This is a genomic window from Brenneria uluponensis, assembly GCF_032395385.1.
GTDB lineage: Bacteria > Pseudomonadota > Gammaproteobacteria > Enterobacterales > Enterobacteriaceae > Prodigiosinella > Prodigiosinella aquatilis.
Genome location: NZ_CP135917.1, coordinates 2,074,033 through 2,089,339, shown reverse-complemented (window position 1 = coordinate 2,089,339; position 15,307 = coordinate 2,074,033). Strand labels below are relative to the sequence as shown.

Genomic DNA, 15,307 nt, shown 5'->3' with positions numbered 1-15,307 from the left:
ATCCCATGACATGCTATATCCACCCATGTCATGTAGTTATTATGCTTTACCAGGTACGAACCGCTCCGGTATCAATGTGTACAAAATTACTTTCCGGGTAATACCCTACACCGCCAGCACGCATTTTCAGAGCGGCTTTATGAATAGTAGCCAGTTGCACACCTTCAATATGGAAATCCATCGCTTTACCTTGTGTGTGATAACTGTGCTTAGCAACCCCTCGACTGTGAGATCGCAAATTCTCATTAGTGCGATAAGTACGATAACCGGAGATAAGCTGTACTGGTTTGTTGGTACCTAACATGACCTGTAACCGATATAGCTGATCGAACAGGTTGGGATCGATGGTTTTCACCTTATTCGCCCGATAGTCGCGAAAGAAATGGTTTAAGCGTGACAGCTCTTCTTTATTGTACCGGTGTCCGTCAAAAAACTCGACTTTAAGATGTTCACCCGTATGAAGGTTATTCAACATAAGAATGCGGGGTCTGGACGTAGAAAAGGAGGCAAAAGACCGACCTGGAAGCAGGGCTAACCCCAACGCCGCACTCCCGAGTGCCAACCATTTACGACGATGATTGTCAATATGTTCCATAAAGCAGTATTACCCTGGCTAAAAATGGCTAAAAAAATCGGTGTGATGGTACAAAAAATGCGCCATCCGAACCTTAACTGCCGATGAAAAGTGAGTCAACCTGCTTTATATGAAAGGTTGCCGAGGATCCTAATGATTCATCGCTCACCGCCATAGCCGTAAAAAACGGGCAATATCTGATATTACCGCTAGTTATTGCAAGAATGACCCGACGTTTGGCAAGGCCTGAGCATTGGTTCTCACCATGCCATCATAATTGTAAATATCTGTACGAAATTGAGGCTTACCATTATCGGCTACCCAGGCGGTCAAATAATAGAGATTAACCGGTATGCGTTGACGGATCGGGACGTAGATGGTGTTCCCCCGATCAATTGTTGAGGAGATTCTGGCATTATTCCAACCGGCATCCTGTAATAGCAAGGCAGCCAGTTCAGAGGCTTTATTGATCCGGACACAGCCTGAACTCAACGCCCGAATATCTTTCTGGAACAGGTTATGATTCGGTGTATCATGCAGATAAATCGCATCTGAATTCGGCATATTAAACTTATAGCGTCCCAGGGAATTCTTCGCCCCTGGGGATTGACGCAGCCGATAGGGAAAATTCATTGCCGACACCAACGGCCAGTCGATCATGCTTGGATCGATGATCTGAGCGTCTCGTCCCCAGTCAGAAAGTACGACATAGTCATGGCGTTGCAGATAGCCCGGGTCCTGAATCACTTTGGGAATAATATCTTGGCGCACTAGCTTTGTCGGAACATTCCACGGCGGATTCATCACCACATCATTTAGCAAACTGCTCATCTGCGGCGTTTTCCGCTTCGGCTGCCCGACAATCACCCGTGACGACAGAACTTCAGCCCCATTATGATAATAGATGAGAGAATAATTGGGGATATTCACCATGATACCCGTGTTGACATTATCCGGGACCAGACGCAAACGTTGAATATTCAGTGCCAACAGCCTTGCTCGCATCTGGGATGAAACGTTAAGCCAGTCACGTGTACGTCTACCAATTACACCATCCTCTTGCAACCCTTGCCACTGCTGAAAACGCTTCACTGCCTCAACCAATTCTCCATCATAAACATTAACGGACGGCTGAACGTTGGAAGAGGACTCGTCGTGCGATATTGAGGATGTTACAGAGGTCAACATCCCGGTACGCTGTAATATTTCTCGCAGCGCGGGCAAATCAGTACTGTAATCGCCAGGTCGCAATGTACCCGACAGGACCAGTTTCGGCCACGGGCGATTATCCAATAACATATTTTTCAATGCCTGATGCATTTTAGCGTATTGCGAGTGATGCGGTATTAATGTGGCAATATAACCGGCCTCGCTGCCTGCCAAGATAGCCTGCTGCCACTGATTTATCATTACTGCCGGCGGCATTGCCAACGGATAAGAAACCTTACTGTAAAGCCAGTCATTACCTTTTTTTTCAACGCCAGACACAAACTGCATGTATCCCAACATGGCATCGGAAAGGACAACATCACGTGCAAACCCGGTGAGCCTGGCATCGGTCAGCCATCTAACCCAAGTAGTAAATTGCGGTTGTACACCGGAAAGAGCGACTTCGGCCAATTGCTGCTGAAACTCCCGAACCGCGCGATGATCAGACCACATAGGTTGCATAGCGTGACGGGTATAAAGCGTCGTCAATTCAGACAAATAGTGAGGTGAAATATTCGCCGGAAGTGCTGACATTAACGCCATCCGCCTTGCCTGCGAAGAAATATCGACTGGTGTCGCGGTTCTCCCGATGGTCATGGTCGGTGATGCCGCTTGAACGATGAATGGATAAAACACACTTCCCAACAATAACGCACCAATAGCACTACAAAACAGTCTCTGCGTTTTCTGTCTCGTCAACAACATCCCATATCCCCTGTTCATTACCCACCATACTTTCCAGGACAAACCTTGCTACCCATAGAAATAAAATAACCAACTTCCAATACCGCAAAAAAGTGTCCACGTTGATGGTGACAATATTTTCATCGCATAAAGCGGATATGGCTGGTCACCCACGCATTTGAAGAAACGACCCCTGCCTTACTCGCTAGTATATAAACAGAAAATGTATTTTGCTTTATAGTTGACAGACTTATTTAATACTGAGTCCATATTCACTGATTATCCGATAGCGTTTCACGATGCCATCATGAGAAACGGGAGACAAATAAATTTCGAGCCTGATAGATGGCTATTCATTTGTGTCATAAATAGCCATCACACAATAGCGTGTTTTTAACATTAGCGATATGCAGGAACTTCTCTATCATCCAGGGAAAAGAGTAACAGCCAGCTACCTTTTAGCTGGAGCAGGATATGGCAAGATGTTTACCCCACTCCGGGGGTAACTCCGCCAGATCGTTCATTTCCGGCTGTTCCTGATAAGGGTGACTCAGTGCCTGATGTAATCGTGCCAAAACGCTGACATCATCCTGTTGCGCACGTTCAATCGCCTGCTGCGCCAGATAATTTCGCAGAACATACTTAGGATTAACAGACATCATTACCTGTTGTCGGTGGCTATCGTCATAATCTTCTATCATCAGACGTCTTCGGTATGTATTAAACCATTGATCAAAAACAGGCCGGTCGATAAATTCATCCCGTAATGGAGATTGAACACTTTGCTGTTCCGTTGCCGATAACAGTCGGAATGTTCGGGTGTAGTCTGCTTTTTCCCGCTGCATTAACCGCAATAACCCTACCAGAATGTCATTATCTTCCGCCTGCACGGTGAACAAGCCAAGCTTTGCCCGCATCCGTTCCCCAAAAGCCTGCATTAAAACGGGCTCATAACGTTCGAGAGCTCGCTGTAGCGTTTCAACCGGTATCAGTTCTGATAGTGACTGAGCCAAACGATGCAGATTCCACAGTGCAACAGCCGGTTGATTATCAAATGCATAACGCCCTTGGTAATCTGAATGATTACAGACATAACCAGGGTTATACTCATCCATGAACCCATAAGGCCCATAGTCAATGGTAATACCGAGGATCGACATATTATCGGTATTCATAACACCATGTGTGAATCCCACCGTCTGCCACTGAGCAATAAGCCGCGCCGTACGTTCTACCACATCGGTAAACCACAGTTGGTAACGATCATTTTCCTGTTGCCACAGTGGCCAGTGGCGACTTATCACATAATCAACCAACTGCCGTACTTTTTCCGGCTCACGTTGATAGTAGAAATGTTCAAAATGGCCGAAACGCACGTGGCTTTCTGCCACCCGCAATAACATTCCACCTCGTTCTTCCTGTTCGCGCTGGACAAGCTGATCACTGGTAGCAATCGTCAATGCACGCGTTGTGGGTATTCCCAAATAATGCAAGGACTCTGAGGCGAGAAACTCCCGTACCACCGAGCGCAACACTGCTCGACCATCCCCCATACGAGAATAAGGTGTCAGACCAGCACCTTTCAAATGCCAGTCAAGGCAACGGCCATCGTCGAGCTGTTGTTCGCCAAGTAAAATACCGCGACCATCACCCAGTTGCCCTGCCCAGGCACCGAACTGGTGACCACTGTAAACCTGGGCCAACGGCATCATTCCTGGTAGTTGATGTTCTCCGCACCAGATCTTACTGTTTTCTCCACAGAACCATTCGGGAGACAAACCAAGCTCATTGGCCAGTGCTTCACTGTGATAAATCAACCGAGCGCCCCGCAGAGGCGTTGGTGTCAATTCAGTATAAAACCCGGGTAATTGGCGGTGGTAATGGTTATTGAACTGAGGATGGTTCGGCATAATTCCCCCTGACCGTAAAACGGTCCACATACGTTGATGATAGGGGAAACATAGTGTGAGGTGTTCCTTACATCATAGATACTTCACACCATGATCACTCCAGGTATCTCAGTTCATCAACTGAGCCATATGGTTATTACCGAGAGTGTAAAACTACGCGGGGGAAATTAACACTGATTAACAATAGGGATATTGCCATAAATGCTATGGTGCAAATGAAATACGGCAACCCGCGACTAACCATAGCAAACGGAAGGTAATAGCTGATTCTCTAGTTGCTCCAATGGTACAGCAGGCCACAGGTTACCCTGTACCGCATTAATATCCAGACTGTAAGCCTTTTCCAGATAATCTGTATTATCAATGCCTTTGGCAACCACAGTTAATGAGTGGCAATGTTTTTTCATAACATGCAATAAAGGACTCATCATAGAAACAGAAACCGGACGGGATAATAATTTCCAGACGAAATTAGGATTCAGCTTCACATTATGCACCAGCCCATCATAAAGTGGTTTCAAATTGCTTTGACCTGAACCAAAATTATCCAGCCACAAATCAAAGGATGAGCTTAATTCCGAGATACTCCGACTCTCTTTACCCTGAGATAAGTTAGGGAAAGTCTCATTAATCTCAAGTTGTACAAATGTAAGCGCTTGTAATTCATTCCTGATCTGCTCATTTCCGAGCAGAAACTCTGACAGACCGTAGTCTATTTTTAATAGTAAAAGAATTTGATTATCCTTAAACCAATCTGATTTACTTTTAATAATCGACAACTGTTCTGTTAACAGTGTTTCTTTCTGTTTTCTGTTCAGCATTCCCATCAGGATCTCCTGTGGCATGGCCAGGTTACCTGATACGCTATGAAAACGACCTATCATTTCTACTGCGTATAATTTTGACGCTAAGCTATAAATAGGAGAAAACAGATACTTGCTGATATAATCAATCTCAAGCCGGATACGCATAGTGTCATAGCCAAAAGTTAAGTGAAACCTGTCAACACAGGCAGACTTAATTAATATTAAGCCTAGTCCGATTCGCTAAAACCACTCCCATATAAATTTAAAGATTATTAACCATATCATTCTTTTAGAAAAAGATGTCGTTCCATCGTCTGCCGTATTAAAGGCGAAAAGACATTATTAATAACCTTGCTCCTTTTTCGGCGAATACCCATTTTACGAAAAAAATCACTAATAATTTATAGTTCAATTTTAGAATAACACAATTTTTTTTTCGCTTATCTGACAAAATACCTATAACTATTTCTATTTATTACCGAATGCTTTCACTTAGCCAGTCAATTAACTGCACAACTTCACTCTGATGCTGTGGGTATTGTAACGCCATTTGTTTACCGATTTTCGTTAGTTCATCAGGACGATATGCCTTCCCCTTTAATCTACCGGCCAGTGTTTCCAGTGGTTCAGGATTAAGGCTGTCGGTAAAAAGTTGACAGCGGCTAATGACACCCCGCTCGATGTCAAAATGCAGCTCCACTCCGCCCCACGAGAAACGGGTATCCAGAGAATGGGTAAAATCTGGTGCCTGACCGAAATTCCATTCCCAGCGACTTTGCTTTATGAATTGCGCCTCCAGCCCTGGGAGATCGGGTAATGCCGCCGGGGAGATCAACTCCGGCTCACAACGAACTTGATGGTAACGGAAAAAGGCTTCTGTAATTGCCTGACAAACATTTTCATGAGTGATATCTGGTAACAATTTCACCAAATTAACAATGCGAGAACGAACAGAAGCAATACCTTTTGCTTGCAGTTTCTTTACATCAGGATTGAGATAATCGGCCAGACGGGAAAGATTGGCATTTAACAATAGCGTCCCATGATGAAAACCCCGATCTCGAGTTTCACGATAAGCAGAACCAGAAATTTTCCGAATCCCCTCAGCCGTTGGCACCACCAGGTCATTGCGCCCGGACGCCGTAGCTTCGATTCCCAGCATGACCAGCGCATCCAAAATAATGTGGGTAGACACTCGCTTGTCATATTCGGGTTTGCCCGCCATAAAGGTAAAACAGGTATTCCCTAAATCATGAAAAACCGCCCCACCACCACTGCTGCGCCGCGCCAGTTTGACCCCATCTTCTGCCATACGTCGGGTATTGCACTCTTTCCACGGATTCTGTGCCCGACCAATCACTACCGTTTCCGCGTTACGCCATAGAAACAGGACCCGTTGCGTTGATGGCATTTGCCTGAAAATACACTCTTCCACCGCCAGATTAAACCAGGGATCAAACGACGTAGAGAGCAATAAACGCAACGACGACATAACCACTCCATGCAGAAAAAGAACCGACCATAACCACAATCAAATACGACGTGCCTGCCAGTAAGCCCGTTGCCAGTACACATTATCGAGAGAAGAACGTATTACGCCTCTGCTGGTAGAAGCGTGAATAAATTGAGCATCAGTGTCATAAATTCCTACATGCAGCCCGCTACCGCTACTGCCGGTTTTGAAAAAAATCAGATCGCCGGGAAGCAGATCATCACGATCAACTGGCGTACCGATCTCGGTTTGCCCCTCGGTGGAACGCGGTAATATCAGGCCAAAACGATCACGAAATGTCAGATAGACAAAACCAGAGCAATCAATACCTCGGTGATCCAGACCGCCATACCGGTAAGGCGTTCCCTGCCATTGCGACAATTGATCATCCAGTTGAATCACGACTTCCGCTGAATTACTCAAACGCGCGCTCTGTTGCGGCACATGGCTGCTACAGCCCACCAGCGCTAAACTTGCCAATAATAGACAATATCTCCAGCGGATCAGGATCATGCGTCTACTCTCATGTCTGTCGAATAGTCGTAAGGTTTGCCTGCACTAGGTGCCAGAACAAATCGCCTGCTATAACCATAGTCAACTATATCAATTTATTAGCGTTCGTAATGGCAAAGAAACAGATGTTTTTTTATCGCCTTTATACGCATAAGACCTCCTGGGTCAGGCACTGCGGGTAATCATCCAGTGATGTCCGTCAACACTATGTCGTTGGAAGATGACACCAAAAACCGGTGACAATGTCTCCGGCTGCATGACCTTTTCGGTTTTCCCTTGTGCGACCAGCTTTCCATCAGCCATCAACCAGATACGATCAGCGTGATGGAGGCTATGATTCAAATCATGGGTAGACACTACCACACCAATACCGGCGCAACACAGTTCAGACAAAAGCTCATCCAACACAACCCGCTGGGCGATATCCAGACTGGTGTCTGGTTCATCCAGCAGCAATAATCGCGCCGAGGTATTAACCGACGGCCAAACCTGCAACAGTACCGCAGCCAGCCGCACCCGCTGCCATTCACCACCGGAAAGCTGTGTTAGTGAACGCTGTAGCTTATCTGCCAACATCAATCGTTCAGCCAGCATCTGTACCACATCATCAATCCCGGCAATGTTGTTCAATGGCGGCTGATGCAGCCAGAGATACTGAAAAACCGGCATCAGCGCAACTGGCGGATGCTGTTGCGGCAAATAGGCACGCAGCAGTGCCAAATCGCGACCAGACCAGTGTGACAGCGGTTTGTCTGCCAGTACCACTTCGCCGCATCCTTCAATTAATCCGGCCATCAACGCCAGTAAGGTACTCTTCCCTGCGCCATTCGGGCCGATGATGTGCAGCAATTCGCCTGTGTGGCACTCTGCATCCACCGGCAACAAACGTTGCCTGACACCGGCTTGTTCCAACCGCAACAACGATGTGACTGACATGGTTACTCTGCCAGCGCCCGAGTGATGGCATTGACGATCATGGTATCATCCGGGGTCATATCCGGTGAAAAACGCTGAATGACCTGCCCTTGTCGATTAATCAGAAATTTTTCGAAATTCCATAAAATATCCTCGGCATGCGCTGGCCCCTGTCCCCGACTTATACGTCGTTCGTAAAATTCACTGCCATCTGGCCGGAGGGCCTGTGGCTGAGCCTCAATCAGTAAACGGTATAACGGATGACGTCCCATGCCATTGACTTCAATCTTGCTGAACATCGGAAATTGCACGCCGAAGGTGCCACGGCAGAACGTCTGAATCTCTTCGTCGCTGCCTGGCTCCTGCCCGGCGAATTCATTGGAAGGGAAACCTAGCACCACAAATCCGCGGGCTTTATAGGTTTCATACAACGCTTCCAGTCCTTCATACTGTTTCGTCAACCCACACTGGGAAGCCACATTCACCACCAGAATCACGCTGTTTTGCCAATCTGCCAGCGTCGTCTCACGACCATCAATAGTTCGCAGGGGAATCGAATATAAATCGTTGCTCATTATCTATTCCTGTTTATTGTTGAACCGGTGTATTGCTAATACCGGTGTATTATTAAACCAATGTTTCTAACTGACGGGCTGAAAACCATCACGCCTTGTTGCGTAATAACAACCAGATAAACCACGGTGCACCGAGCGTTGCCGTCACAACCCCAACGGGCAGTTCAGCGGAGATGAGCACAACCCGGGCTACCGTGTCCGACAACATCAGAACACTCCCACCAGCCAATGCACATCCGGTCAATAAATAACGCTGATCCGTCAGACCACACAAGCGCAAAATATGCGGAATCACCAGACCAATAAACCCGATCACCCCCGCCAACGCGACACTGAGTCCTACCAGGGCACCGATCACCAGAACCATAACATTACGCCAGCGATATACAGACACACCAAGCTGCCTGGCTTGAATCTCCCCCAATGCCAATTGATTCAGCACCATCCCACGCCTCGCCAGCCAGATGATCGGCGGTACCAGCACCAGCATCAACCAGCCATAACGCCAGTCAATGCCACTGAACCCTCCCATCATCCAATACATGAGCTGGCGCAAATCCAGGCTGGTACTGAAATAAACCGCCCAGGTCATGATGGCGCTGCAAATGATCCCCAGCGCCACCCCGATCAACAGCAAACGAGCGTTGGATACCCGCTTTCTGGCAAAATTCAGCAACAAAAACGTCACCAGCAGTGCGCCGGCTATTGCACACAGACTAAGTATCCAGACGGGTAACTGACCTTGCCCCAGTAACACAGCTAGCACTAACGCCACGCCAGCACCGTTAGAAACACCCAGTAATCCGGGCTCCGCCAGTGGATTGTCAAAAATGGCCTGCATCACCGTACCGCTCATCGCCAGACTAGCGCCCACGAGCATCACGGCCAGCGTGCGGGGTAACCGCAGTTGCCAGACAAACAATGATTGCCCATCATCAAGCCAGTGCGATGGCCAGATCCACCGGTCACCCGCACACAAACTCACCATCAACACAACCAACATGAACAACAACAGCCCGGCTATCTGCCAACGAGCACGAATCTGTTGCTGCTGTTTCAGTTGGGTATAACACCTGCCAGCGGAGTGCATAATTTATTATGGCCCTAAAAATTAGGAGTATTACCGTAATCATGCGTATATCTACATATGAATCAAGATAATGGCATGCAACTCATCTATATTGCATCATCAATTAGGCGAAGTTTTTTCCTTTCAGCCCTCAAAATGGCGCTTGTTGTCCTGATTTGATAGCGGATGCAGTAGGCATCCTGAAATATCGGCTACCCTTATTGGTATGGGAGAGACTCCATCAACGGATCTCTTATTCGGGTATGATGACTAAAGTCAGTGAGGTCGCATTATGCTGACATTTCTGATTCAAACTTTCCGCCGCCTGCGGGGAAAAACTGAGCCGAAGCCATCAATGGTAAAGAAAACGCCAGACTGTGGAGAATGCGAATTCTGCTTCTACAATCACGCGGGTAACCTTCCTTTTGACCAGACCTGTGAATGTCGGCAGTTACCTGAGCAACCGGGCAAAAGCGAACACTGAGATGTTAAGGCTCGCGATGTTGTTTTCTGTTACTGGACCGGGATATAAACAAGGAACCCGGGTTATCGACAGGCCATCACTGACCAGCATTAAACCTCGGGTTCCATTTTGAACAGATAGAGATAGCTCAGAATACGATACGCTTACGCCGGCTGAGCCAGGCACCGACAAATTCCGGCACTATCTGACTGGCCGGACCATAAATCTTCTCATCAAACTGACTTTCTACCTGACTGGGTTCCAGATTCATTTCAATGGTATAAGCACCGTGAGAGTGGGCTTCATGCACAAAGCCAGCTGCCGGATAAACATGTCCGGACGTGCCAATAGCGACGAAATAGTCAGCCTTCGCCAATGCGTGATAGATATGGTCCATTTCTAGCGGCATCTCGCCAAACCAGACCACATGCGGACGTAGTGGTGCTGGAAACTGACAACAGTGGCAACGCTCCTCGACGGATAAATCACCCGTCCAGTCGAAGACCTGACCACTTTGACTGCAACGCACCTTAAGCAATTCACCATGCATATGGATCACTCGCTTACTACCAGCGCGTTCATGCAGGTTATCAATATTCTGCGTCACCAACAGGAAGTTATCACCCAGCATGGCTTCCAGATTAGCCAGCGCCAGATGGGCCGCGTTAGGCATCACCTCCGGCTGTTGTAACTGACGCCGGCGTTCATTATAAAAATTCTGAACCTGTTGCGGATCACGCTGAAAACCTTCCGGTGTCGCCACATCCTCAACCCGGTGGTTCTCCCATAGGCCATCCACCGCGCGAAAAGTGCGAATACCTGACTCGGCAGAGATCCCGGCGCCGGTGAGCACGACAACGCGTGGTTTTTTCACATCATTACTCGCCAGATAATCAATATGGAAAATACGGGCACGCAAACGCTGTTGGCGCATACGTTTCCCTTGATGAAAACGGTTTAATCGCTTACGCGTATGCATAAAAGCTCCTTCATTATTCCCCCACTAGGTGTAGCAAGGCTGCTCCGCGAACCCCACCAGCATCGCCGTAGCGCGCCTTTTCAATCCGTGGCAAACGCGCTATCGGCATCAGGTGGGAAGGAAGCTGCTCCGGCAATTGCCGGTAAATCTCCTCAAAATTGGATAATCCGCCACCCAACACCAGTAGATGTGGGTCGAAGATAGTCAATAGGTTACCCAGACAAACCGCCAGTAGATTCATGAAGCGCGCCACATGCGATATCGCCTGAGTCTCACCGTTGCGATAATTCTGGATAATCACCGGGGCTGACAGCGGTTGCCGGTAAAAATGCGCGTATAGCCACTCAAAACCGCGGCCAGAGATATAATTCTCTACGCATCCGGTCTGTCCGCAACCACAGGGCTGACGCGGGATGTCAACGCCAAGAACATCCAGCGCATCACATGGCAGGCGGAAATGGCCAAACTCACCCGTGATACCGTTATAACCATTAACTAATCTGCCATTAATTACCAGTCCGCCCCCCATCCCCGTGCCAAGAATAATACCCAGCACCACCGGATAACACCGAAACTCTTCATCCCAGGCTTCGGAGAGGACAAAACAGTTGGCATCATTACTGATTCTGACATCACGCTGCAACCGTTGACTCAAGTCAGCCTGTAGCGGGCGCCCCATGGCGGCAGGTAGATTGGCAGTAAATAACGCGCCGTTTCCGCCAGCCTGAATACCGGGCACACCGATGCCGACCTTGCCGGGGCTGCCTATCTCAGCATCAGCTTCTTTCGTCAGCGTGATAACCGTCTGCAACAGTTCTTCATAACTGTCTCGCGGGGTTGGCACCCGTCGTTGCCATAGACGTTGCAAGTTGGCATCAAACACGCCCATCTCTATTTTAGTGCCACCCATGTCGAAACCGTAATACATTACTGCCCCCCTCCAACACGGTTGCCTGCTGCTGCGATGATTATTGTCCGCTTAATACCCGGGCAGGATCAATACGGCTGGCCCGGCGAGCCGGATACCAACTGGCGATCAGGCTCAAAAGCAGCGCGGTTACCAGCACACTCACCACATCAGTCATGTGCAGTTCAGACGGCAAGAAATCAATAAAATAGATATCACCAGATAAAAAACGATGCCCGATCAATGCTTCAATACCGCGGATAATCGCGGTTAGCCGCAACGTGACGATAACGCCGATAACCGCACCGACAACACTGCCCAGCAATCCCGCCAGCAAACCATACCAGACGAAAATGGCACGAATCAGTCCATCTCCGGCACCCAACGTACGCAACACCGCGATATCACTACTTTTATCCTTCACGGCCATGACCAGCGTTGAAACGATGTTAAAGCAGGCCACACCGATCACCAGCACCATCGCCAGATACATAATAGTGCGGATCATCTGAATATCACGGTACATATAGCCATAGGTACCGATCCAACTGCGAATATAGACGTAATCATTGGTGGCTTTACCAGCATCCCGCACCAGCTTGTTAGCGGCAAACACATCTTTGACCTTAATCGCAATACCAGTAACATTATCCCCCATCTCCAGATACTGTTGCGCGTCTGCCAGTGGCACCAGCGCCAGGCTGTGATCCAACTGCCCACTCAATTGCAAGATACCACTGACGTGTAAACGAATACGTTTGGGTTGCAGCAGCTTCATCTGTGGATCGCTATTGGGAATCATGACCGTCACCCAATCGCCCGCTTTAACATGTAGCGAATCAGCAACGCCTTTACCCAGGATGACCTGCTGTTCACCGGAATGAAATCGTGACCAGGCGTTATTCAAGACAAAATTCGGCAACGCACTGAGACGTTTTTCCTGCTGGGGATCGACGCCTTTCATCTGAATGGCCCGCAAATTAGCGCCATTTTCCAGCAAACCGGTAAAATTGATGTAAGGTGCCGCAGCTACAATCCCCGGCACCTGCTCAATTTTCGGCAATAGTGCCTGCCACCCGAGAAAAGGTGGATTAACTGGCTCAATCTCCCCATGAGGCACCACTGCCAGAACGCGATTGTTCAATTCGCGCTCAAAGCCATTCATCGCACTCAGCCCCACTATCAGGACGGCGACCCCCAGAGCAATACCGATGGTGGAAATCACCGAAATCAGTGACACCATGCCGCTACGCCGTCTGCCACGACTAAAGCGCAAACCAACCAGCAGGGAGAGCGGAGGAAACGTCATTGTTGCGCTCCCATCAACTGCAACTGACCATCACGCATCTCCAGTTGACGGCCCAGACGACCGGCAAGATGCAAGTCATGGGTCACGACCAGGAATGCCGTCCCCTGACGCACATTCAGTTCACCCAATAACTCAAAAATGGTATCCGCAGTATGCTGATCAAGGTTGCCGGTCGGTTCATCTGCCAGCACTAACGACGGATTGTTAACCAGTGCACGAGCAATGGCAACCCGCTGGCGTTCGCCACCGGAAAGCTCGGAAGAACGATGTTGACTCCGTTTTTCCAGACCTACCGCTGCCAACATTTCAAGGGCCTTTTCTTTCGCCTCCCCAGGGGCAACCTTGCCGATTAGTAACGGCATGGCAACATTCTCCAGCGCAGAAAAATCCGGCAACAGGTGATGAAACTGATAAATAAATCCCAATTCCCGGTTACGAAGCCCAGCTTTGGCGGCAGAAGAGAGTTTATCCAGTGCTTTACCCTTGAAAATAACGTCTCCCGAAGTGGGAGAATCCAATCCTCCCAGCAAATGCAGCAGCGTACTTTTACCAGAACCAGAACTGCCGACGATAGCCATCATTTCCCCGCCGCGCATCTCAAAAGAGACATCGCGCAGCACATCGGTAGACAGTTTTCCATCCTGATAGCGTTTGCACAGGCGGTTACACTGCAATAAAAATGAATTATTCATAACGTAAAGCCTCAGCAGGAGGTACGGCGGCCGCGCGCCAGGAAGGATAAAGCGTGGAAAGCAGCGCAATCAGCATTGAGATCAACGCAATAACCGCCACCTGTTCCGGCATGATCATGACCGGCAGTGCACCACCATCAATCAACAACCCCAACATTGGCATCAATGCATTAAGCTGGCTGGCCAGCAACATGCCTAACAACGCCCCCAATAGTGAGCCAATAATCCCGGCACTACCACCCTGCACCATAAATACCGCCATAATCTGACCTCGGGTCAGCCCCTGCGTTTGCAGGATGGCAACCTCGCCCTGTTTTTCCATCACCAGTAACCCCAGTGAAGTAATGATATTAAAAGCGGCAACGGCGATGATTAGGCTGAGCAACAGTCCCATCATGTTTTTCTCCATTCCTACCGCCTGAAATAATTCGCCCTTGCGTTCCCGCCAATCTTTCCACACCGTCCCAGGCGGCAGTGTCTGCCGACTGAGCGTATCGACACTCAATGGTTGCTGAAGCCACAGACGCCAGCCGGTAATATTGCCCAGCGGGTAGAGCATCAGACGTGAAGCATCCTGTTGATTAACCAACAGTTCATAACCGTCTACCTCACTATTGGCGGCGAAGGTACCCGCGACAGTGAACAAACGCTGACTCGGGATACGCCCCATCGGTGTCAGTTGGCTGGCACTGGTCACCATCAGACGCAGTTGATCGCCTCGCTTCACCCCTAGTTGGCTCGCCAACTTCTCGCCAAGAATCACTTGATAACTCCCTGGCTGTAATTGTTGCTGCCGGGTATTAACCAGATAAGAAGACAACGGGTCCGGTTCATCAGGATTAATACCCAGCATCACGCCGACCGCCACACTGCGGGCACTCTGCAAAACCACTTCACCGGTGGTCAAAGGAGCAATACGTTTTATCCCCTTCAGACTGTCAAGCGAGGAAGCAGGTAGTGTTTTCGGGTCAAGTGACCCCTGGGGAGTGGTGATAAGCGCCTGCGGCATCAGCCCCAGGATATTGTTCTCCAGCTCTCGCTCGAATCCGTTCATAACGGATAACACGGTGACTAACGCCATTACCCCCAGCGTGATGCCAATAGCTGACAGCCAGGAAACAAAACGCCCGAAACGATCCGAGGCCCGCCCACGCATGTAGCGCAAGCCAATAAATAAAGCGACAGGTTGATACATGAAATCCGTCTGGAT

14 protein-coding genes are annotated in these 15,307 nt (G+C 48.9%); all 14 read right to left on the bottom strand.

What is annotated here, in order from left to right; translation table 11 throughout:
* Nucleotides 1-46: 46 nt before the first annotated feature.
* Nucleotides 47-595, bottom strand: a complete 549-nt coding sequence (mepK, locus tag RS889_RS09580; protein WP_315710447.1) for a peptidoglycan L,D-endopeptidase MepK — start codon at nt 593-595, stop codon at nt 47-49.
* 192 nt (nt 596-787) lie between these two features.
* A complete protein-coding gene (gene ldtD, locus RS889_RS09575) occupies nt 788-2,488 on the bottom strand; it encodes a L,D-transpeptidase (RefSeq protein ID WP_315710446.1) in 1,701 nt (566 codons plus the stop codon).
* A gap of 437 nt (nt 2,489-2,925) precedes the next feature.
* Nucleotides 2,926-4,377 carry a protein adenylyltransferase SelO gene (locus tag RS889_RS09570; RefSeq protein WP_315710445.1) on the bottom strand — a complete coding sequence of 484 codons (1,452 nt, stop codon included), beginning with the start codon at nt 4,375-4,377 and terminating at the stop codon, nt 2,926-2,928.
* A 236-nt stretch (nt 4,378-4,613) separates the two neighbouring features.
* On the bottom strand, nt 4,614-5,348 hold the full coding sequence (locus RS889_RS09565; RefSeq protein ID WP_315710443.1) for an EAL domain-containing protein: 735 nt from the start codon (nt 5,346-5,348) through the stop codon (nt 4,614-4,616).
* A gap of 310 nt (nt 5,349-5,658) precedes the next feature.
* A complete protein-coding gene (gene lplA / locus RS889_RS09560) occupies nt 5,659-6,675 on the bottom strand; it encodes a lipoate--protein ligase (RefSeq protein WP_315710441.1) in 1,017 nt (338 codons plus the stop codon).
* 39 nt (nt 6,676-6,714) lie between these two features.
* A complete protein-coding gene (locus tag RS889_RS09555; RefSeq protein WP_021016345.1) occupies nt 6,715-7,188 on the bottom strand; it encodes an NlpC/P60 family protein in 474 nt (157 codons plus the stop codon).
* A 165-nt stretch (nt 7,189-7,353) separates the two neighbouring features.
* Nucleotides 7,354-8,124: a vitamin B12 ABC transporter ATP-binding protein BtuD gene (gene btuD / locus RS889_RS09550; RefSeq protein ID WP_315710440.1), complete on the bottom strand. Its 771-nt coding sequence runs from the start codon at nt 8,122-8,124 to the stop codon at nt 7,354-7,356.
* A gap of 2 nt (nt 8,125-8,126) precedes the next feature.
* Nucleotides 8,127-8,678 (bottom strand): glutathione peroxidase, encoded by a 552-nt coding sequence (locus RS889_RS09545; RefSeq protein ID WP_315710439.1) that lies wholly within the window; start codon nt 8,676-8,678, stop codon nt 8,127-8,129.
* Between the two features lie 88 nt (nt 8,679-8,766).
* Nucleotides 8,767-9,768 carry a vitamin B12 ABC transporter permease BtuC gene (btuC, locus tag RS889_RS09540; protein WP_021016348.1) on the bottom strand — a complete coding sequence of 334 codons (1,002 nt, stop codon included), beginning with the start codon at nt 9,766-9,768 and terminating at the stop codon, nt 8,767-8,769.
* 590 nt (nt 9,769-10,358) lie between these two features.
* On the bottom strand, nt 10,359-11,189 hold the full coding sequence (gene cobB, locus RS889_RS09535; protein ID WP_315710438.1) for a Sir2 family NAD+-dependent deacetylase: 831 nt from the start codon (nt 11,187-11,189) through the stop codon (nt 10,359-10,361).
* 13 nt (nt 11,190-11,202) lie between these two features.
* The gene (gene nagK / locus RS889_RS09530) at nt 11,203-12,117 is read right to left on the bottom strand and encodes an N-acetylglucosamine kinase (protein WP_315710436.1); all 915 of its coding nucleotides are present in this window, start codon (nt 12,115-12,117) and stop codon (nt 11,203-11,205) included.
* A gap of 40 nt (nt 12,118-12,157) precedes the next feature.
* On the bottom strand, nt 12,158-13,405 hold the full coding sequence (gene lolE, locus RS889_RS09525) for a lipoprotein-releasing ABC transporter permease subunit LolE (protein ID WP_021016352.1): 1,248 nt from the start codon (nt 13,403-13,405) through the stop codon (nt 12,158-12,160).
* Complete coding sequence (lolD, locus tag RS889_RS09520; protein ID WP_021016353.1) at nt 13,402-14,097, bottom strand: lipoprotein-releasing ABC transporter ATP-binding protein LolD; 696 nt, start codon at nt 14,095-14,097, stop codon at nt 13,402-13,404. Before lolD ends, lolE begins: the two co-directional genes overlap by 4 nt.
* Nucleotides 14,090-15,292 carry a lipoprotein-releasing ABC transporter permease subunit LolC gene (gene lolC, locus RS889_RS09515; RefSeq protein ID WP_315710434.1) on the bottom strand — a complete coding sequence of 401 codons (1,203 nt, stop codon included), beginning with the start codon at nt 15,290-15,292 and terminating at the stop codon, nt 14,090-14,092. The genes lolD and lolC overlap by 8 nt, the downstream gene beginning before the upstream one ends.
* Between the last annotated feature and the right edge of the window lie 15 nt (nt 15,293-15,307).